The 17846-nt window shown below is 72.7% G+C and carries 18 protein-coding genes and 1 tRNA gene; 10 read left to right on the top strand and 9 right to left on the bottom strand.

Features of this window, described 5'->3' with window-relative positions:
- Positions 1–18 precede the first annotated feature (18 nt).
- The 3 genes from AB0398_RS09240 to AB0398_RS09250 form a co-directional block, all read right to left on the bottom strand.
- Positions 19–1515 (bottom strand): Stp1/IreP family PP2C-type Ser/Thr phosphatase, encoded by a 1497-nt coding sequence (locus AB0398_RS09240; RefSeq protein ID WP_366373240.1) that lies wholly within the window; start codon positions 1513–1515, stop codon positions 19–21.
- Between the two features lie 198 nt (positions 1516–1713).
- Positions 1714–2235: an FHA domain-containing protein gene (locus AB0398_RS09245; protein WP_366373242.1), complete on the bottom strand. Its 522-nt coding sequence runs from the start codon at positions 2233–2235 to the stop codon at positions 1714–1716.
- A gap of 10 nt (positions 2236–2245) precedes the next feature.
- The gene (locus tag AB0398_RS09250) at positions 2246–3088 is read right to left on the bottom strand and encodes a DUF3662 and FHA domain-containing protein (protein WP_366373243.1); all 843 of its coding nucleotides are present in this window, start codon (positions 3086–3088) and stop codon (positions 2246–2248) included.
- Between the two features lie 550 nt (positions 3089–3638).
- Here AB0398_RS09250 and AB0398_RS09255 point away from each other — a divergent pair.
- The 3 genes from AB0398_RS09255 (at position 3639) to AB0398_RS09265 (ending at position 6462) form a co-directional block, all read left to right on the top strand.
- Positions 3639–3725, top strand: a tRNA-Leu gene (locus AB0398_RS09255).
- A gap of 253 nt (positions 3726–3978) precedes the next feature.
- Positions 3979–5766, top strand: coding sequence for a histidine kinase (locus AB0398_RS09260; RefSeq protein WP_366373245.1), 1788 nt, complete (start codon positions 3979–3981; stop codon positions 5764–5766).
- 36 nt (positions 5767–5802) lie between these two features.
- Complete coding sequence (locus AB0398_RS09265) at positions 5803–6462, top strand: response regulator transcription factor (protein WP_366373247.1); 660 nt, start codon at positions 5803–5805, stop codon at positions 6460–6462.
- A 190-nt stretch (positions 6463–6652) separates the two neighbouring features.
- On the opposite strand, the gene AB0398_RS09270 is transcribed toward AB0398_RS09265, so the two are convergent.
- Positions 6653–7120: a MarR family transcriptional regulator gene (locus AB0398_RS09270; RefSeq protein WP_366373707.1), complete on the bottom strand. Its 468-nt coding sequence runs from the start codon at positions 7118–7120 to the stop codon at positions 6653–6655.
- 91 nt (positions 7121–7211) lie between these two features.
- Between AB0398_RS09270 and AB0398_RS09275 the strand changes: the two genes are divergently transcribed.
- From AB0398_RS09275 to AB0398_RS09290, 4 genes are all read left to right on the top strand, one after another.
- Complete coding sequence (locus tag AB0398_RS09275; RefSeq protein ID WP_366373249.1) at positions 7212–8354, top strand: hypothetical protein; 1143 nt, start codon at positions 7212–7214, stop codon at positions 8352–8354.
- Between the two features lie 128 nt (positions 8355–8482).
- The gene (locus tag AB0398_RS09280; RefSeq protein ID WP_366373251.1) at positions 8483–9946 is read left to right on the top strand and encodes a DUF2252 domain-containing protein; all 1464 of its coding nucleotides are present in this window, start codon (positions 8483–8485) and stop codon (positions 9944–9946) included.
- 70 nt (positions 9947–10016) lie between these two features.
- Positions 10017–10832, top strand: a complete 816-nt coding sequence (locus AB0398_RS09285; RefSeq protein ID WP_366373709.1) for a hypothetical protein — start codon at positions 10017–10019, stop codon at positions 10830–10832.
- 56 nt (positions 10833–10888) lie between these two features.
- Positions 10889–11233, top strand: a complete 345-nt coding sequence (locus AB0398_RS09290; protein ID WP_366373252.1) for a rhodanese-like domain-containing protein — start codon at positions 10889–10891, stop codon at positions 11231–11233.
- A 49-nt stretch (positions 11234–11282) separates the two neighbouring features.
- On the opposite strand, the gene AB0398_RS09295 is transcribed toward AB0398_RS09290, so the two are convergent.
- The 5 genes from AB0398_RS09295 to paaA are packed head-to-tail and all read right to left on the bottom strand — an operon-like array spanning position 11283 to position 14927.
- The gene (locus AB0398_RS09295; protein ID WP_366373254.1) at positions 11283–12371 is read right to left on the bottom strand and encodes a 2Fe-2S iron-sulfur cluster-binding protein; all 1089 of its coding nucleotides are present in this window, start codon (positions 12369–12371) and stop codon (positions 11283–11285) included.
- Entirely contained in the window at positions 12372–12869 is a 498-nt protein-coding gene (paaD, locus tag AB0398_RS09300; RefSeq protein ID WP_351971073.1) for a 1,2-phenylacetyl-CoA epoxidase subunit PaaD, read from the bottom strand. It abuts the gene before it with no gap.
- Positions 12863–13615: a 1,2-phenylacetyl-CoA epoxidase subunit PaaC gene (gene paaC / locus AB0398_RS09305; RefSeq protein ID WP_366373256.1), complete on the bottom strand. Its 753-nt coding sequence runs from the start codon at positions 13613–13615 to the stop codon at positions 12863–12865. Before paaC ends, paaD begins: the two co-directional genes overlap by 7 nt.
- The gene (paaB, locus tag AB0398_RS09310; RefSeq protein WP_030206642.1) at positions 13612–13899 is read right to left on the bottom strand and encodes a 1,2-phenylacetyl-CoA epoxidase subunit PaaB; all 288 of its coding nucleotides are present in this window, start codon (positions 13897–13899) and stop codon (positions 13612–13614) included. The genes paaC and paaB overlap by 4 nt, the downstream gene beginning before the upstream one ends.
- Positions 13896–14927, bottom strand: a complete 1032-nt coding sequence (gene paaA / locus AB0398_RS09315) for a 1,2-phenylacetyl-CoA epoxidase subunit PaaA (RefSeq protein ID WP_366373259.1) — start codon at positions 14925–14927, stop codon at positions 13896–13898. Before paaA ends, paaB begins: the two co-directional genes overlap by 4 nt.
- 112 nt (positions 14928–15039) lie before the next feature.
- On the opposite strand from paaA, the gene AB0398_RS09320 reads away from it, so the two are divergent.
- Genes AB0398_RS09320 through AB0398_RS09330 form a run of 3 tightly spaced genes read left to right on the top strand, consistent with a single transcriptional unit; the run spans position 15040 to position 17839 of the window.
- Positions 15040–15885, top strand: a complete 846-nt coding sequence (locus tag AB0398_RS09320) for a DUF5819 family protein (RefSeq protein WP_366373261.1) — start codon at positions 15040–15042, stop codon at positions 15883–15885.
- Between the two features lie 26 nt (positions 15886–15911).
- Positions 15912–17147: an HTTM domain-containing protein gene (locus AB0398_RS09325; protein WP_366373711.1), complete on the top strand. Its 1236-nt coding sequence runs from the start codon at positions 15912–15914 to the stop codon at positions 17145–17147.
- Positions 17144–17839, top strand: coding sequence for a TrmH family RNA methyltransferase (locus tag AB0398_RS09330; RefSeq protein ID WP_366373263.1), 696 nt, complete (start codon positions 17144–17146; stop codon positions 17837–17839). The genes AB0398_RS09325 and AB0398_RS09330 overlap by 4 nt, the downstream gene beginning before the upstream one ends.
- Positions 17840–17846: the final 7 nt, after the last annotated feature.

Here is a 17846-nt window from a genome sequence, read left to right on the forward strand (position 1 = left end):
AAGGCCCCCTACGGGTGCTTACTGCTTGCCGCAGTTCGAGGCCAGCTTCTGCTCCTCCGCCGTGAGGGTGGGACCCGGGGACGGAGCGGCTGCGGTGGGCTTGGGGTCGGGGGTGGTGCCGTCGGGCTTCTGGGCCGGCGGCTTGCTGGCCTGGTCGGCGGCCTTCTCGGCGGCGGCGCGGCGCTCCTCGGTCTTCTTGCAGGCGGAGGCCTGCACGGCCAGCTCGGAGACCTTCGTCCGGGCCTTGACGAGGCTGCCGCCCGCGATCGTGTCCTCGACCTGCTTCCGCTGGTAGGCGGGGAGGTACTTGAGTTCGATCTCGGGGTGGTCCTTCTCGACCTTCGACAGCGAGACCCACGCCAGGTCCTGGCTGATGCCCTGGTAGAGCGCCACGTGCTGGTCCTTGGACCCCACGAAGTACTGGGTCTGCGTCCAGCGCCAGCCGCCGTAGAGGCCGCCGCCGAGGAGGGCGAGGACCAGGAGGAGGAAGAAGGAGCGCTTGAGCCACTTGCGGCCCTTGCGCGGCTTGACGAAGTCGTCCTCGGTGTACGACTCGAAGGAGCCCTCCGGGGGCATCCCGTCGTGGCTGTAACCGTGGTCGTCGCCGCTGCCGGGCGGACCGAAGCCGCCGGCCGGGGGCTGCTGCCGGTGGGAGGCGTGGCGGCCGAGCCCGGAGGCGCGGCCGGCCGGGGTCTGCATGACCCCGCCGTCGTTGAGCTGGGCCTGGTTCTCGGCGACCGCGCCCACGATGACCGGGGTGTCGCTGAGGTGACCGGCGAGGGTGTCGCCGCCGTCGACGTCGAGGACGTCGGCGACGATCACCGTGATGTTGTCGGGGCCACCGCCGCGCAGCGCGAGCTGGATCAGCTCCTGCACGGTCTCCTGCGGGCCCTGGTAGCTGGCGAGGGTGTCTTCGAGCGTCTGGTGCGAGACCACGCCGGACAGGCCGTCGGAGCAGATCAGATAGCGGTCGCCGGCCCGGACCTCGCGGATGGAGAGATCGGGCTCGACGTGGTCGCCGCTGCCGAGCGCGCGCATGAGGAGCGAGCGCTGCGGGTGGGTGGTGGCCTCTTCCTCGGTGATCCGGCCCTCGTCGACGAGCCGCTGGACCCAGGTGTGGTCCTGGGTGATCTGGGTGAGGACGCCGTCGCGGAGCAGGTAGGCGCGCGAGTCGCCGACGTGCACCAGACCGAGCCGCTGGCCGGTCCACAGGAGGGCGGTGAGCGTGGTGCCCATGCCCTCCAGCTGCGGGTCCTCCTCGACCATCATCCGCAGCTGGTCGTTGGCGCGCTGCACCGCCGTACCGAGCGAGGTGAGGATGTCGGAGCCGGGGACGTCGTCGTCGAGCGTGACGAGGGTGGAGATCACCTCGGAGGAGGCGACCTCACCGGCGGCCTGGCCGCCCATGCCGTCGGCGATGGCGAGCAGCCGGGGACCGGCGTAGCCGGAGTCCTCGTTGCCCTCGCGGATCATGCCCTTGTGCGAGCCCGCGGCGAATCGCAGCGACAGAGTCATGCGCACCTGCCCTGTCGACGCTGCATCGGGGTACAGCCGGTCTCGACCCACACTGCCCACCCTCCGGTCGCTCCGGTCACTTCAGTCGCTCCGGACGCTTCAACCGCTCCGGCCACTCCGGCCGCGAGTGCGGCACGTCCCGCGACGGGGACCGTCCCGGCTCGCTCGCTCCGCTCGCGCCTCTTCATGATGCAGCCACTACTTCCGCAGCTCGATGACGGTCTTGCCGATGCGGATCGGCGCGCCCAGCGGAATCGGCGTGGCGGTGGTCAGACGGGACCGGTCGAGGTACGTGCCGTTGGTGGACCCGAGGTCCTCGACGATCCACTGGCCGTCCCGGTCCGGGTAAATCCGGGCGTGCCTGCTGGAGGCGTAGTCGTCGTCCAGGACGATCGTCGAATCGTGGGCCCGGCCCAGCGTGATCGTCTGGCCCTGGAGGGCGACGGTCGTGCCGGTGAGGGTGCCCTCGGAGACGACGAGCTTGGTCGGGGCGCCACGGCGCTGGCGGCCACCCGTGCTCTGCTGCTGGCCGCGCTGCTGCGGGGGCGCGGCGGCCTGGCGCGCGGCCTGCTGGGGCCGCGCCTCCTGGCGCCGCGAACCGCGCTGGGTGACCCGCGTACCGAAGAGGTCGCTGCGGATGACCTGCACGGCCACGATGACGAACAGCCACAGAACGGCCAGGAAACCCAACCGCATGACCGTAAGGGTCAGCTCTGACATTGCCCCCGCTTCACCCTTCGGCTTGCCGGTAAACGATGGTGGTGCTGCCCACGACGATCCGCGAGCCGTCGCGGAGCGTAGCGCGGGTGGTGTGCTGCCCGTCCACCACGATGCCGTTGGTGGATCCGAGATCCTGGATCGTCGGGGGCGTTCCGGTCCGGATCTCGCAGTGCCGACGGGAGACGCCGGGATCGTCGATCCTCACGTCCGCGTCGGTGCTGCGGCCGAGGACCAGGGTCGAGCGCGAGATCTGGTGGCGGGTGCCGTTGATCTCGATCCAGCGGCGCACCTGGGTGCCCGCCCCGCCGTGGGTGGCGGGTCCGGGCATGGCGCCGGGACGTCCCGCGGCGGCCGACGGCCGGTGGCCGGGCGCGCCGGGGGGCGGGGAGGCGGGCATGGGCGGGGCGCCGGCCGGGGGGTACCCGTAGCCGTCGCGGCCCTGCTGCTGTCCGGCCGCGGGCGGCTGGGACTGTGACGTACTCGACGCCAGCGTGCGGCTGCGGACGCGGTACAGGCCGGTGTCGAGGTCCTCGGCCTTCTCCAGATGGACCTTGATCGGCCCCATGAAGGTGTACCGCTGCTGCTTGGCGTAGTCCCTGACCAGGCCGGCGAGCTCGTCGCCGAGCTGGCCCGAGTAGGGGCTGAGACGCTCGTAGTCCGGCGTGCTCAGCTCGACGATGAAGTCGTTGGGCACGACGGTCCGCTCACGGTTCCAGATCTGCGCGTTGTTGTCGCACTCGCGCTGGAGAGCGCCGGCGATCTCGACAGGCTGGACCTCGGACTTGAAGACCTTGGCGAAGGTGCCGTTGACCAGACCTTCGAGACGCTGCTCGAAACGCTTCATGACTCCCATGGGGCACCTCCTCCGTCGTTGCCGTCCTGGTACTGCTCACTGATCGTATCCACGCGTCGGGAAATCGGCTGGTTCCCCTTCTCTGCCCTGTGGACGAGTGTCACCTCTCACAGGTTGCCCCCACGGATCGTAGAGGCGGCCTGTGGACAGTGTCCCGCACCCGGCTGTGTACGTGGGGCTCGGTCCGGGGGCCGGGCGGTCCGTCCCCGTTCCTCCCGTGTTCCCCTCCCCGCTCCCGCTTCCCCCGCCCGTCCTCTTCCCCGCTTTCCCCGCGCTTCCTCTTCCCCCGCTTCCCCGCTCTTCCCCTGTCCGTCCTCTCCGGCGGCCCCCCTCGTCCGGCCGTTCGGCCCTCCCCTCCCCCTCGTCTCTCCGTCCTCTCCGCTCCGGCCTACCCCCGTCCGTCCTCCTGTCACTCCCTCCCCCTGGACACCTTGGTCTCCGCGAGTGGAGCCGAAACAACGGATGTGAATCCACGGTCTGCGACGTGCTAATCTTCTGATGTCGCCAGGCGCTCCCACCGAAAAGTGAGAGAGTCCGGAGCACACCCAATGCGCGGGTGGCGGAATAGGCAGACGCGCTGGATTCAGGTTCCAGTGCCCGAAAGGGCGTGGGGGTTCAACTCCCCCCTCGCGCACCAGGAGCATCGCTCCAGATGTAACGATGAGAAGGTCGGCACCATGAAGATGGTGTCGGCCTTCTCGCTTTTCCCGGCACCTGCCGGACGGGTGGTGTGAGGTACTGCACAGGCACTCCTCCTCTTCTCCCGTCTTCCTTCCCCTCGCTCTCGTCCGCTCGCGCCCGTTCTCCGTGCCGGGCGCGAGACCTTCGTCGTGGGCGAGTGCGACGAAAGGGGGAAGGCCGGCGGTGGGACCGGTGCCTAGGGTGCGGGCGTGGACGCTTTGTCGAAGTCGGGGGACCGGGGTTCGTACGGGATCGGGGCCGCACTCGCCGCCGGGTGGGCCTGGTTCGCGGTGCCCGGACAGTGGTCGGGACGCAGGACCACCGGTGAGGTGGCGCTCGCCGTGGTCGTGGGGCTGCTCGCCGCCGGGACCGAGGAGCTGCTGGGCGGCGAGGGGTGGCGGTTGGCGGCGGTCGCCGCCGGTGCCGCCGTGCTGTCGCTGCTGCGACGGCGGCTCCCCGCGAGCGTGCTCGTCCTGACGGCGGCGCTCTCCCCCTTCGTCGCCGGGTTCGGTCCGCTGCTGATCGTGGCCGGCTGGTCGGCCGGCCGGTACATCGCGAGCGCCGGGCGGGCGCTGGCCGCGTTCATCGCCGCCTTCGTCCTCGACGTCGGGGGGACGCTCCTGGACACCTGGGACCGGCAGCGGCTCTTCACCGTCGTCTTCATGGCGACCCTCTACTACCTGGGGACCACCCTGGCCCCCGGGCTCGCCCACCGCTACTGGACCCAGCGGCGGACCCTGCTGCACGCGCTCCAGGAGCGCAACGCCCAACTGCTGCGCGAGCGGACCATGGTGGTCTGGCAGGCGCGGCTGCGGGAACGGCAGCGCATCGCCCAGGACATGCACGACAGCCTCGGTCACCAACTGGCCCTGATCGCCGTGCACACCGGGGCTCTGGAGGTGGACCGGGAGCTGAGCGAGCGGCAGCGCGAGGCGGTCGGCGTCCTGCGGAACGCCTCGGTGACCGCGATGCACGAGCTGCGGGAGGTCGTCGGGATACTCCGCGACGGGGTCGGGGCGGCGAACGGGACCGCGGCGGCGCCCGCGCCCGCCGGGGACGAGACGGGGAGGGCGGCCCGGGGGATCGCCGGCATCGAGGGGCTCGTGGCGGCGGCCCGTGCGGCCGGCACCGAGGTCGGGCTGCGGCGGACGGGGGAGGAGCGGCCGCTCGCGCCGGCGGCCGACCACGCCGCGTACAGGATCGCGCAGGAGGCCCTGACCAACGCCTACAAGTACGCGCCGGGAGCACCGATCGGCGTCGAACTGCGGTACGAGCCCGACGCCTTCGTGGTAGAGGTCGTCAACGAGGAACCGGTGGACGGGCCCGCCGAGGGCATGGTGAGCGGCGGTCAGGGGCTGACCGGTCTCGCCGAGCGGGCCCGGCTGGTGGGCGGCATGTGCCACGCCGGGCCGGCCGACGGCGGTGGGTTCCGGGTGGCCGGGATGCTGCCGTACGGGGCGGCGCCGGTCGCGGAGGCGGTGCCTTTGGTCGATGCGGCCGACGACTTCCGGCAGCAGACCACGGAGCCGCTGGTGGGAGATGGTCGTCCGGTCGTGGTCGGACCGGCCGACTGGACTTTCACCGAGCGGGAGTTGGCGATGGCGATGCGTGGGGGCAGGGACGCGAGCACGGGCAGGGGGGTCGCGCTGGGATGCGGGATCGCGTTCGGGGTGCTCGTCCTGCTTCTGGTGGCGGGGGGCTTCGGCCTCTACTTCCTGATCGGTTCGCTGGAGAAGGGGATGATCGAGACCGCGGAGTACGAGGCGGTGAAGGTCGGTGCGAGCGAGCAGGAGGTCCGTGCCCAACTGCCCTCCGGCGACTCGATAGCCACGGTCGGCCTCCAGGGCTCGGGGCCCGCGCGGCCGGAGGGTTCCGAGTGCCTGGTGCTGCTGTCCTCGGAGACGAGCGAGAGCTGGGACGAGGAGCCCGTTTTCCGGTTCTGCTTCAAGGACGGCAAGCTGATCGAGAAGAAGTCGTACATGGCCGAGCAGCGGTAGCGCGGCCGCTCGTACCGGAGCCGTGGGGGAGAAGCTGTGGCAGGGCAGCCCATCAGGGTCGTGATCGCCGACGACGAGCCGCTGATCAGGGCCGGGATCCGGATGATCCTCATCTCGGACCCGGGGATCCAGGTCGTCGGTGAGGCGGCCGACGGGCGGGCGGCGATCGAGGCGGCGCGGGCGCACGCCGCCGACGTGGTGCTGCTCGACATCCAGATGCCGGTCCTCGACGGGCTCTCGGCGCTGCCGGAGCTGCGGCGGGCGGCGCCCGCGGCCCGGGTCATCATCCTGACGACCTTCGGCGAGCGGGAGAACGTCCTGCGGGCGCTGGAGCACGGGGGTGCCGGGTTCCTGCTGAAGGACACGGCGCCCGCGGAGCTGATCGGGGCGGTGCGGGCCGCCGCGGCGGGGGACGCGTACCTGTCGCCCGCGGCGACCCGGCACGTGGTGGAGCGGCTCGCCAAGGGCCGGGAGGCGGCCCGTGCAGAGGAGGCCCGGGGGCGGGTGGCGGCGCTGAGCGAGAAGGAGCGGGACGTCCTGGCGCTGCTCGGGGAGGGGCTCTCCAACGCGGACGCGGGGAAGCGGCTGCACATGAGCGAGGGCACGGTGAAGACGTACGTGAGCCGGATCCTGGCCAAGCTGGACTGCGAGAACCGGGTCCAGGCGGCGCTGCTGGCGCGGGACGCGGGGTTGTAAGGGGGGCGACGAGGGCGGCCAGAACCGGGGCCGGGGTCACGGCTGGAATCTGGGCTGGAGCCGGAATCTGGATCGGGGCTGGAACCTGGGCTGGGGCTGGGGCTGGGGCTGGGGCTGGGGCCGGAACCGGCCCGGGCCGGGGCCAGGGCCAGGGCCGGGGCCAGGGCGGCGCGGGGCCTGGGGGTCCGGGTCAGCTCGTGGGGTGGTCCGGGAGGCCGCTCGTGCCGGCGTCGTTGTAGCGCAGGAGGTACGCGGCGAAGTGGGCCAGGTCCTCGGCGGACCAGTCCTTGAGGCGCTCCTGGTAGGCCGCCTGGCGGTTCGTCCGGGCCGAGGCGAGGACCTTCGTGCCCGCCTCCGTGGCGTGCAGGACCTGTACGCGGTGGTCGTCGGGGGCCGGGCGGCGCTCCACGAAGCCGAGCTTCTCCAGGCCCGCGAGCTGGCGGCTGACCGTCGACTTGTCCAGCAGGTAGTGGGCCGCGAGGTCGGTGGCGCGGCAGCCGTGCCGCTCCTCGATGTGGGCGAGGAGCGTGTACGAGACGAGCGGGAGCTCGGGATGGACCCGGGCCGCCGCCGCGCGGGCCCGGCGGGCGAAGGCCGTCAGTTCGCGCTGGATGACGTCCAGGGACGCCTCACGGGGTGGTTCCGCGCCGCCGGTCATGGGGGCTCCCTCGTCGTCGTGCGGGCGCTGTTCGCCCACCATGGCCTTTCAGTTGTATAGTACAACGGTTACTTAGTTGTAAAAGCCAACCATGGAGGTCTCGGTGTCCGCAGGACCGAACACCAGGGGAGCGTTGAAGCACGTCCTCGGGCATCTGCTCACCCCCCTGCTGATGTGCGTCGGCATGGGACTCGCCTACCTCGGCGCCTTCCACGCCCCCGAACCCCACGACCTGCGCGTCGACGTCGTCGGCTCGGGGCCCACGACCCAGGTCCTCGCCCAGTCGCTCCAGGACAAGGGGGCGGGCGCCCTCGACGTCCGTACCGTCGCCGACCGGGAGACGGCCGTCACCGCGCTGCGCGAGCAGCACAGCTTCGGCGCCTACGTGCCGGGCGAGAAGCCCGAACTCCTCGTCGCCTCGGGCTCCTCCGACACCAGCGCCATGGCCGTCGAGAAGGTGTTCACCAAGGTCGCCGCCGCGCAGGGCGCCCCGCTCGACGTCACCGACGTCGCCCCCACCGCCTCCGGCGACCCCACCGGCCAGGGCGTCTTCTTCCTCCTGGTCGCCCTCAGCATCGGCGCGTACGCCTCCGTCGCCGTCATCGGCGGCGCCGGAGCCGTCCTGCCCATGCGGATCAGGGTCCTCCTCGCCGCCGGCATGTCGTTCGTCGTCAGCCTGATCGGCACCCTCTTCGCCGGGCCGGTCTTCCACCTGGTCGACCGGGGGCTCGGCGGGGTCTGGGCGATGTCCTGGCTGTACGCGGCGGGCATCCTGCTGGTCGGCGTCGGTCTGCACACCTTCCTGCGCCGCTGGACCACGCTCGGCGTGATGGTCCTCTTCGTCATGCTCAACTTCACGAGCTCCGGGGGCATTTACCGGCCCGAGCTCCAGCCCGGCTTCTTCGGCGCCCTGCACGCCTTCTGGAACGGCGCGGGCTTCGTCGAGGGCGTGCGCGCCCACGTGTACTTCGACGGCCACGCCCTCGGCGGGAACGTCCTCGTCCTCGCCCTCTGGTTCCTCGTCGGCGCCGCCCTGGTGACTGTCGCGGGCCTCGCGGAGGCGCGGCGCGCGAAGCAGGCCGCGGGGGCGTCCGTCGTCGGGTCTTCCGCCGGGTCCACAGGTGGGTCCTCAGGTGGTCCTGCCGTCGGGCTCGCCGCCGGGTCCGCCGTCGGGTCTTCCGGGGAGGGGAAGGCCGAGGCCGAGGAGGAGATGGAGGAGGCCGTCGCGGTCTGAATCCCGCCCGGTCCCCACGACGGGGAGTTGTCCACAGGTACTCGTCCACAGGGGGAGACGGCCGATCGGCGGCGGGGGTACCGTCGGGGCCGAACGAGGACGAGCATCGCATCGGGGGAGGGCGTCCCATGGACGTGATCACGGCTGTCGTGCCGGAACAGCGCGGTACGGGCGGGGTGGCGCCGGACGTGGAGCGCGTCCCGCACGTGCCGGGATTCGCGCGCCGGGCGGCCGCGGGGACCGGTTCCTCCCTCAGGGAGCGGGGCAAGGCGCTGCGCGAGCGGGTCCCCCGCTCCTCGCACGTCCGGCAGGACCTCGCCACCGACCGCCCGGACGCCGTCCGCGCCGTCGAGGAGTCGAACTTCGGCCGGGTCCCCGGGCTCACGCCGATACGGGTCGGCAGGATGGCGGCAAGCCCGTTCGCCTTCCTGCGCGGATCCGCCGGACTGATGGCCCAGGATCTCGTCGGGACCCCCGTCACCGGGATCGCCGCGCAGATATGCGGCGACGCGCACGCCGCCAACTTCGGCCTCTACGGGGACGCGCGCGGCCGGCTCGTCATGGACCTCAACGACTTCGACGAGACCGTCGTCGGCCCCTGGGAGTGGGACCTCAAGCGGCTCGCCACCTCCCTCGTGCTCGCCGGGCGGGAGGTCGGCGCGAGCGAGGAGGTCTGCCGGGCCGCCGCCTTCGACGCCGTCGGCGCCTACCGGCGCACCATGCGCCTGCTAGCCCGGCTCCCCGCCGCCGACGCCTGGAACGCGATCGCCGACGAGGAACTCGTCTCCCACGCCGACGCCCACGACCTCCTCGGCATCCTGGAGAAGGTCTCCACCAAGGCGCGCAACAACACCAGCGCCCGGTTCGCCTCCCGGTCGACCGAGGCCGTGCCGGACGCCGAGGGCGGCGGCCGCAGGTTCGTCGACGCCCCTCCGGTGCTGCGGAGGGTCCCGGACGCCGAGGCGGCCCTGGTGACCGCCTCCCTCGGGGCCTACCTGGAGACCGTGTCCGAGGACCGGCTACCGCTCCTCGCGCGGTACGCCGTCCACGACGTGGCCTTCCGGGTGGTCGGCACCGGCAGCGTCGGCACCCGCTCCTACGTCGTCCTGCTCCTCGACCACCGGGGCGAGCCGCTGGTGCTCCAGGTCAAGGAGGCCAGGCCCTCGGCCCTGCTCCCCCACCTCCCGGCCGCCGGCTTCCCGGTCCAGGACACGGGCCACGAGGGGCGGCGCGTGGTGCTCGGGCAGAAGCGGATGCAGGTCGTCAGCGACATCCTGCTCGGCTGGACCACGATCGAGGGACGCTCGTTCCAGGTGCGCCAGTTCCGCAACCGCAAGGGCAGCGTCGACCCCGCCGCGCTCGGCGCCGACCAGGTCGACGACTACGGGCGGATGACCGGCGCCCTGCTCGCCCGCGCCCACGCCCACAGCGCCGACCCGCGCCTGATAGCCGGGTACTGCGGCAAGAACGAGGAGCTGGACGAGGCCGTCGCCTCCTTCTCCGTCGCGTACGCGGACCGCACCACGGCCGATCACGCCGACCTGCTCTCCGCCGTCCGTTCCGGGCGCGTGGCGGCCGAGCTCGGCGTCTGACTCCCGCGCGGGGGCCGGTGCTCCGGCCCCTTACGCTGGGAGGGTGACGAGCCGGAGCGAGGACAGCGACGTGGACCAGGGCCTGGAGCAGGGAGCGGAAGCCGGGGGCGACGAGCGGCCCGAGGCGCGGCTCGAACGTGCCGTGCGGGTGGCCGAGCAGGCGCTGATCGAGTTCGAGATCGCCGTCGAGACCTTCCGGGTCGAGGTGGAGAACTTCTCCCGGCTGCACCACCAGAAGCTCGGCCCGATGTACGCGCGGCTCGACGAGCTGGAGGCGCTGATCGCCGAGGCCCGTGCGGCGCGCACCGGCGACCCCGAGGACCTGCGGCGGGCCCAGGAGGCCCGGGCCGCCGTCATGCCGATGCCCGGGGTGGAGGAGCTGTTCCACGACTGGATCGACACCGACGGCCTCTCCCCCGAGGCGGCGGCCATGCTCACCGAGCGGCCGGTCCAGCCGCCCAAGCGGGTCAGGCCCAGCGAGGAGGCCCGCAGGCTCTACCGCGAGCTGGCCCGCAGGGCCCACCCCGATCTGGCCCGCGAGGAGGGCGAGCGGAAGCGGCGCGAGGAGTTCATCACCCGGGTGAACGCCGCCTACGCCCGCGGCGACGAGAGGTTGCTGCGCGAGCTGTCCGCCGAGTGGGAGGCCGGTCCGGCACCGGCCGAGGAGCGGCCCGGCGAGAGCGAGGAGCTGTACGCGCGCCTGGAGTGGCTGGCGGAGCGCAAGGACATGCTGTCGGCGCTGGCGCGCGAGCTGGAGGAGAGCGCGATCGGCGCGATGCTGCGGATGGCGCCGGACGACCCGGACCGGCTCCTGGAGGAGATCGCGGAGCAGCTGCTCGCGCAGGTCTCCGAGCGGGAGACCGAGCTGTCCGGTCTGGTGCAGTAGGTTTTTCCGTGCGCCCGAGCCCCTTCGGGCGGTTCTGACGAGAGAAGGCCGGTCCCATGAATTTCTCCCCGCTGCCCTCGGTGGACGCGGCTTCCGTGCCGGCCGATGCCCTGGTGCTGGACGTCAGGGAGGAGAACGAGTGGGCGGCCGGCCACGTCGAGGGCGCGGTGCACGTGCCGATGAGCGACTTCGTGGCCCGCTTCGGCGAGGTCACGGAGTCCCTGGCCGAGTACGGCCGGGCCTATGTGATGTGCCGGGTGGGCGGCCGGTCGGCGCAGGTCACGCAGTACCTGGTCCAGCAGGGCTTCGACGCGGTGAACATCGACGGCGGGATGATCGCCTGGGACGGCGCCGGGCGCCCGATGGTGACGGAGAACGGCGCCCAGGCGTTCGTCCTCTGATCCCTCCCGGCCCCCGCGCCGTTCTCCCGTTCCCTCCGGGCCGGCCCCGTCAGCGGTCGAAGTCCAGCTCCACGTCGGCGGTGGTGGGGCGGGACTGGCAGGCCAGGACGTAACCGGCCTCCGTCTCGTCCGGCTCCAGGGCGAAGTTGCGGTCCATCCGCACCTCGCCGCCGACGACGAAGGCCCGGCAGGTGCCGCACACCCCGCCCTTGCAGGCGTACGGGGCGTCCGCGCGGGCGCGGAGCACGGTGTCCAGGAGGCTCTCGCCCCGCTCCACCGGCCAGGTGCCGGACCGGCCGTGCAGGGTCGCGGTCAGGGTGGCGTGCGCGGGGGTGTCGGATGCCGGGGCCGCTACGGGCGCGGAGCCGTCGTCGACGTGGAAGATCTCCTGGTGGACCCGGCTCCGGTCGACGCCCAGGTCGCGCAGCGCCCGCTCGGCGCCCTGCACGAGCCCGAACGGGCCGCACAGGAACCAGCCGTCGACGTCGCCGACCGGCAGCAGCGCGGGAAGCAGTCCGGCGAGCCGCTCGCGGTCGAGTCGGCCCGACGGAAGACCCGCCTGCTGCTCCTCCCGGGAGAGCACGGTGACGAGCTGGAAGCGGCCGGGGTAGCGGTCCTTGAGGTCGGCCACCTCGTCCAGGAACATCGTGGACGCGGCGGTGCGGTCGCTCCGGACCAGGCAGAACCGGGCCTCCGGTTCGCGGGCGAGCAGGGTGGCCGCCATCGAGAGCACCGGGGTGATGCCGCTGCCGCCGACGACGGCCGCGAAGTAGCCGGGGCGCGGGGCGAGCGTGAAGCGGCCCGTCGGCTCCATGACCTCGACGAGGTCGCCCACGGCCAGCTCCTTGAGCGCGTACGTCGAGAACGCGCCGCCGTCCACGAGCCGGATGCCGACGCGCAGGACGGGCGGCTCGCCGGCCGGGGCGGCGGGGGCGCAGATCGAGTACGTGCGCCGGACCTCCCCGCCCCGCTCGCCGGTGCGCCGCAGCGCGAGGTGCTGGCCGGGCAGGTGCCGGTACGTCTCGTGGAGCTCGGACGGGACCGCGAAGGTGACGGCCACGGAGTCGTCCGTGAGCCGCTCGACCTCGCTCACCGCGAGCGGATGGAACCCGGCCCGTCCCGCGCCTGAGGACACCATCTACAGCTCCTTGAAGTGGTCGAACGGTTCGCGGCAGGCGGTGCAGCGGCGCAGGGCCTTGCACGCGGTGGAGGAGAAGCGGCTCAGGAGCTCGGTGTCGGTGGAGCCGCAGTGCGGGCAGCGGATCGCCAGCGTCAGCGGCACCGGGCCGCCGGCCGGGCCCTGCGGGCGTGGCGGGGCGATGCCGAACTCGGTGAGCTTGCGCCGCCCCTCCTCGCTGATGTCGTCGGTGGACCAGGCGGGGGTGAGGACCGTGACGACGGAGACCTCCGGGACCCCGTGGTCGTGGAGCGCGCGCTCGATGTCCGAGGACATGGCCTCGATCGCCGGGCAGCCCGTGTACGTCGGGGTGAGGGTGACCTCGACCCGGCCGGGACCGGTGACGTGGACGCCCCGCATCACGCCCAGCTCCTCCAGGGTGAGGACGGGCAGCTCCGGGTCGGGGACGGAGCCGGCGACCCGGCTCAGCTCCTCCTCCAGGGCCGTCATGGTCACCACGACGCCCCCGGGTGGCTGCGGTGCAGGTGCTGCATCTCGGCCAGCATCCGCCCGAAGGACTCGGTGTGCAGGCCCTGCCGGCCCGCGCCCGCGCTCCAGGCGCCGGTGCGCGCCCCGGAGGGCACGTCGAGCGTGGCCCTGCCGAGGACGTCCGTCACCGACTCCAGCCAGGCGCTCTCCAGGGCCGCGCGGTCCACGTCGAGTCCCTCGACCGGCTGGAACAGCTCGCCGGTGTACCGCCACAGGGCCTCGCAGGCCCGGCTCATCCGTTCGTGGCTCTCGGGGGTGCCGTCGCCGAGGCGCAGCGTCCACTGCTCGGCGTGGTCCCGGTGGTAGGCGACCTCCTTGACGGCCTTCGCCGCGAGGCCGGCGAAGGGCCCGTCGCCGGAGGCCAGCCGCCCGTACAGCAGGTGCTGGTAGGTGGAGAAGTAGAGCTGCCGGGCGATGGTGTGGGCGAAGTCGCCGTTCGGCTGCTCGACGAGCTGGACGTTCCGGAAGGAGCGCTCCTCCCGGAGGTAGGCCAGTTCGTCCTCGTCGCCGACGAGGGAGAGCAGGACGCGGGCCTGGCCGAGCAGGTCGAGCGCGATGTTGGCCAGGGCGACCTCCTCCTCCAGGACGGGGGCGGAGCCGGCCCACTCCCCCAGGCGGTGGGAGAGGACCAGGGCGTCGTCGCCGAGGGCGAGGGCCGCGCCGACGGGCACGGCGGGCACCGCGACGGCGCCCTCGCGGGTGTCGGGGGTGCTCACAGGTGCTTCACCCCCTCCGGGATCTCGTAGAACGTCGGGTGGCGGTAGGGCTTGTCCGCCGCCGGGTCGAAGAAGGGGTCCTTCTCGTCGGGCGAGGAGGCGGTGATCGCCGCGGAGGGCACGACCCAGATCGAGACGCCCTCGCTCCTGCGGGTGTACAGGTCGCGGGCGTTGCGCAGGGCCATCTCCGCGTCGGGCGCGTGGAGACTGCCCGCGTGGGTGTGGGACAGCCCGCGGCGCGAGCGCACGAACACCTCCCACAGCGGCCAACCGTCGCTCGTCATGCCTGTGCCTCCCCGTTCTCTCCGGTGTGCTTCCGCGCGTGGGCCGCCGCGGCTTCCCTGACCCAGGCGCCGTCCTCGTGGGCCTGGCGCCGCCTGCTCAGCCGCTGGTCGTTGCAGGGGCCGTTCCCCTTGAGGACGTCCCAGAACTCGGTCCAGTCGATCGGCCCGAAGTCGTAGTGCCCGCGCTCCTCGTTCCACCGCAGGTCGGGGTCGGGGAGGGTGAGGCCGAGCGCGTCGGCCTGCGGGGCGGCGATGTCGACGAAGCGCTGCCGCAGCTCGTCGTTGGAGTGGCGCTTGATCTTCCAGGCCATCGCCTGGGCGGTGTGCGTCGACTCGTCGTCCGGCGGGCCGAACATCATCAGCGAGGGCCACCACCAGCGGTCCACCGCGTCCTGCGCCATGGCGTGCTGGGCCTCGGTGCCGTTCGACAGGGCGAGCAGCGCCTCGTACCCCTGCCGCTGGTGGAAGGACTCCTCCTTGCAGACCCGGACCATCGCGCGGGCGTACGGGCCGTAGGAGCAGCGGCACAGGGGGACCTGGTTGGTGATCGCGGCGCCGTCCACCAGCCAGCCGATCGCGCCGACGTCGGCCCAGGTCAGCGTGGGGTAGTTGAAGATCGAGGAGTACTTCTGGCGGCCGGAGTGGAGCTTGTCGAGCAGCTCGTCCCGGCTGGTGCCGAGGGTCTCCGCCGCGCTGTACAGGTAGAGGCCGTGGCCGGCCTCGTCCTGCACCTTGGCCATCAGGATCGCCTTGCGGCGCAGCGAGGGCGCGCGGGTGATCCAGTTCGCCTCGGGCTGCATGCCGATGATCTCGGAGTGGGCGTGCTGCGCGATCTGCCGGACGAGCGAGGCGCGGTAGGCCTCGGGCATCCAGTCGCGCGGCTCGATGCGCTCGTCGGCGGCGACGGCGGCGTCGAACACGGCCTCGTGGGCGGCCGCCTCCACCGCGGCCGCGTCCGCCGCGCCGGTCGTGCCCGCGCCGCCCGCCGTGCTCGCGGTCCCTGCCGTTCCTGCCGTCACTGCGGTCATCAGATCCCCTACCGACCGATCGTTCGGTTCATTGGCTTCAATGGTGAGACGGCGGCCCGTATGGTGTCAACCCTGTGGATAACCGAGGTGGGCCGATCGGGATCGGGGCGGGATGGACGCGTACGTCGAAAAGGACGCGGTCGAGGTGGGGGACGACCGGCGGACGCCCCCGGAGGAACCGCCGCCCGCGCACCCGGACCCCGCGTCCCCACAGGCCGCCGGAGCAGGCGATACGGGCGGGACGGGGAGTGGCAGCGGGACGGGCGGCGGGATCATGGCCCTGTCCCTGCCGTACCAGGTCGTCGTCGCCGTCGCGCTCGCCGTCGTCGGCGTCTTCGCCTGCGTCCACCTGGCGATGGTCTTCCTGCACGTGGCGCCGTCCAACACGCTGACCAAGCAGAACGGCCAGGCCGTCGACGACTGGATCTACCCCGAGTTCGAGCAGAACTGGAAGCTCTTCGCGCCCAATCCGCTCCAGCAGAACGTCTCCGTCGAGGCCCGCGCCGAGGTCACCGCCGCCGACGGCACCCGCCGGACCACCGGCTGGATCGACCTCACGGTCCAGGACATCGAGGCCATCCGCCACAACCCGATGCCGAGCCACACCCAGCAGAACCAGCTCCGCAGGGCCGTGGACTTCTACTTCAACTCGCACTCCGACGACCACCGCCCCAACGGGCTGCGCGGCCGCCTCTCGGAGCAGTACATGCGCCGGATCGCGGTGCAGCGGCTCGACGCCCTGCCCTCCCTGGCCGGCTCCGACGTGCGGCGCGTCCAGCTCCGGGCCGTCAACCGGCCGGTTCCCGCGCCGCAGTGGAGCGACGAGAAGCGGAAGACGTCCCCCACCTACCGCGACCTCCCGTGGTGGCGGATCACTGACACCGACCGGTCCGCCGACACCGGTGCCGACCGGAAGAGCGCGGACGCGGCCCCGCACCGCACGGAGGAGGCCCGATGAGCGCCCCGGTCCCGACGCCGACGCCGATGTCCGCGCCCACGCGTGCGCGTGCCCGCGAGCCCTTCGACCGCCGGCTCGCCCGCGCCGTCCAGAACGTCACCGGCCGCTCCCTCGGCCCGTACCAGAGCGCGATCGTACGGATCGGCTTCTCGCTGACCTGGCTGCTCTTCCTGCTGCGCGAACTGCCGCACCGCCACCAGCTCTACGGCTCCGAGAGCCCCTGGTCGTGGGGGATGGCCGAGCGGCTGATCGCCGACAACCGGGCCTTCACCGTGCTCATGTGGTCGGACGGCCGGATCTGGTTCGAGATCGTCTACGGACTCGCGGTGCTCTCCACCGCCCTCCTCCTGGTGGGCTGGCGCACCCGGGCCGTCTCCGTGGTCTTCATGGTCGGGGTCCTGTCGCTCCAGAACCGCGCCGTCTTCGTGGGCGACGGCGGCGACAACGTCCTCCACCTGGCCGCGATCTACCTCGTCCTGACCCGCTGCTCCCAGGTGTGGTCCCTCGACGCCCGGCGGATGGCCCGCGAGGACCGTGCCGCCCGCGCCGGGGAGCCCCCGCGCCGCGACCTCACCGGCCCGCTGCTGTGGACCGTGCTCGGCGGCTTCCTCGTGGCCGCCACCTGGTTCTCCGACGTCAGCGGCGAGTGGTGGACGCTGCTGCTGCTGTGGGTGCTCTGGCTGGGGAACGCGCTGTGGTGGCTGGTCCGCCGGTACGCCCCGGGGGAGCCCCGCACCCTGCTCGACGCCCTCGCCAACCTCGCGCACAACGCCACCCTGCTGGTGCTCATGGCAGAGGTCTGCCTGATCTACGCCACGGCCGGCTGGTACAAGATCCAGGGCTCGCGCTGGCAGGACGGCACCGCGCTGTTCTACCCGCTCCACCTGGACTACTTCACGCCCTGGCCCGCCCTCTCCGAGCTGCTCGCCGCCGGCGGGATCATGGTGATGGTGCTGACCTACGGCACCGTGATCGTGCAGGTCGCCTTCCCCTTCACGCTCTTCAACCGCAAGGTCAAGAACGTCCTCCTCGTCGCGATGATGCTGGAGCACGCCGGGATCGCCCTGCTCCTCGGCCTGCCGATCTTCTCGATGGCGATGATCTCCGCCGACGCGGTGTTCCTGCCGACGGTCTTCCTGGTGGCCCTGGGCACACGGGTGACGCGGGTGAGGGACCGGCTGCTGCGGCGGACGCCGGCGGGGACGCTGCCCGAGCAGCGCCGTGCGGACGGGGAGGGTGCCCCCCGTACCCTCGTCGGGTGAGCACCACCGAAGAGACGCCCGGGACCGGGCAGGAGACCGCCGGACCCGAGCCGGAGCCGGTCCAGTACGACGAGGGGTTCGGCACCGAGGTCGGCGTCGGGCCGCACCCGGAGCCGTGGCCCGAGGGCGAGCGGTACGACCCCGAGCTGCTCGCCGGCGGCGACCGGCGCAACGTCGTCGACCGCTACCGGTACTGGACGCGCGAGGCGGTCGTCGCCGACCTGGACACCCGGCGCCACGACTTCCACGTGGCGGTGGAGAACTGGGGCCACGACTTCAACATCGGCTCGGTGGTGCGGACCGCCAACGCCTTCCTGGCCAAGGAGGTCCACATCGTGGGCCGGCGCCGCTGGAACCGGCGCGGCGCCATGGTCACCGACCGCTACCAGCACGTCCGCCACCACCCGGACACCGGGTCGCTGACCTCGTGGGCGGCGGCCGAGGGCCTGCCCGTCATCGGCATCGACAACCTGCCCGGCGCCGTGCCCCTGGAGCGGACCGTGCTCCCCCGCCGCTGCGTGCTGCTCTTCGGGCAGGAGGGCCCCGGCCTCACCGAGGAGGCCCGCGCCCACGTGGAGACGGTCTGCTCGATCGCCCAGTTCGGCTCCACCCGGTCGATCAACGCCGGGGCGGCCGCCGCCATCGCCATGCACGCGTGGATCCAGCGGTACGCGGAGATCGAGACGCCTTAGGGGCGCC

It is taken from the genome of Streptomyces sp. NPDC086147 (assembly GCF_040702165.1).
Classification (GTDB): Bacteria; Actinomycetota; Actinomycetes; order Streptomycetales; family Streptomycetaceae; genus Streptomyces.

Excerpts from the sequence above, each read along its gene's own strand:
- AB0398_RS09275 (WP_366373249.1), top strand. The coding sequence starts at position 7,212 with ATGGAGGTCTCGGTGTCCGCAGGACCGAACACCAGGGGAGCGTTGAAG.
- AB0398_RS09250 (WP_366373243.1), bottom strand. The coding sequence starts at position 3,088 with ATGGGAGTCATGAAGCGTTTCGAGCAGCGTCTCGAAGGTCTGGTCAAC.
- paaB (WP_030206642.1), bottom strand. The coding sequence starts at position 13,899 with ATGACGAGCGACGGTTGGCCGCTGTGGGAGGTGTTCGTGCGCTCGCGC.
- AB0398_RS09295 (WP_366373254.1), bottom strand. The coding sequence starts at position 12,371 with ATGGTGTCCTCAGGCGCGGGACGGGCCGGGTTCCATCCGCTCGCGGTG.
- AB0398_RS09325 (WP_366373711.1), top strand. The coding sequence starts at position 15,912 with ATGTCCGCGCCCACGCGTGCGCGTGCCCGCGAGCCCTTCGACCGCCGG.
- paaA (WP_366373259.1), bottom strand. The coding sequence starts at position 14,927 with ATGACCGCAGTGACGGCAGGAACGGCAGGGACCGCGAGCACGGCGGGC.
- AB0398_RS09290 (WP_366373252.1), top strand. The coding sequence starts at position 10,889 with ATGAATTTCTCCCCGCTGCCCTCGGTGGACGCGGCTTCCGTGCCGGCC.
- AB0398_RS09245 (WP_366373242.1), bottom strand. The coding sequence starts at position 2,235 with ATGTCAGAGCTGACCCTTACGGTCATGCGGTTGGGTTTCCTGGCCGTT.
- AB0398_RS09270 (WP_366373707.1), bottom strand. The coding sequence starts at position 7,120 with ATGACCGGCGGCGCGGAACCACCCCGTGAGGCGTCCCTGGACGTCATC.
- AB0398_RS09320 (WP_366373261.1), top strand. The coding sequence starts at position 15,040 with ATGGACGCGTACGTCGAAAAGGACGCGGTCGAGGTGGGGGACGACCGG.
- AB0398_RS09280 (WP_366373251.1), top strand. The coding sequence starts at position 8,483 with ATGGACGTGATCACGGCTGTCGTGCCGGAACAGCGCGGTACGGGCGGG.
- AB0398_RS09240 (WP_366373240.1), bottom strand. The coding sequence starts at position 1,515 with ATGACTCTGTCGCTGCGATTCGCCGCGGGCTCGCACAAGGGCATGATC.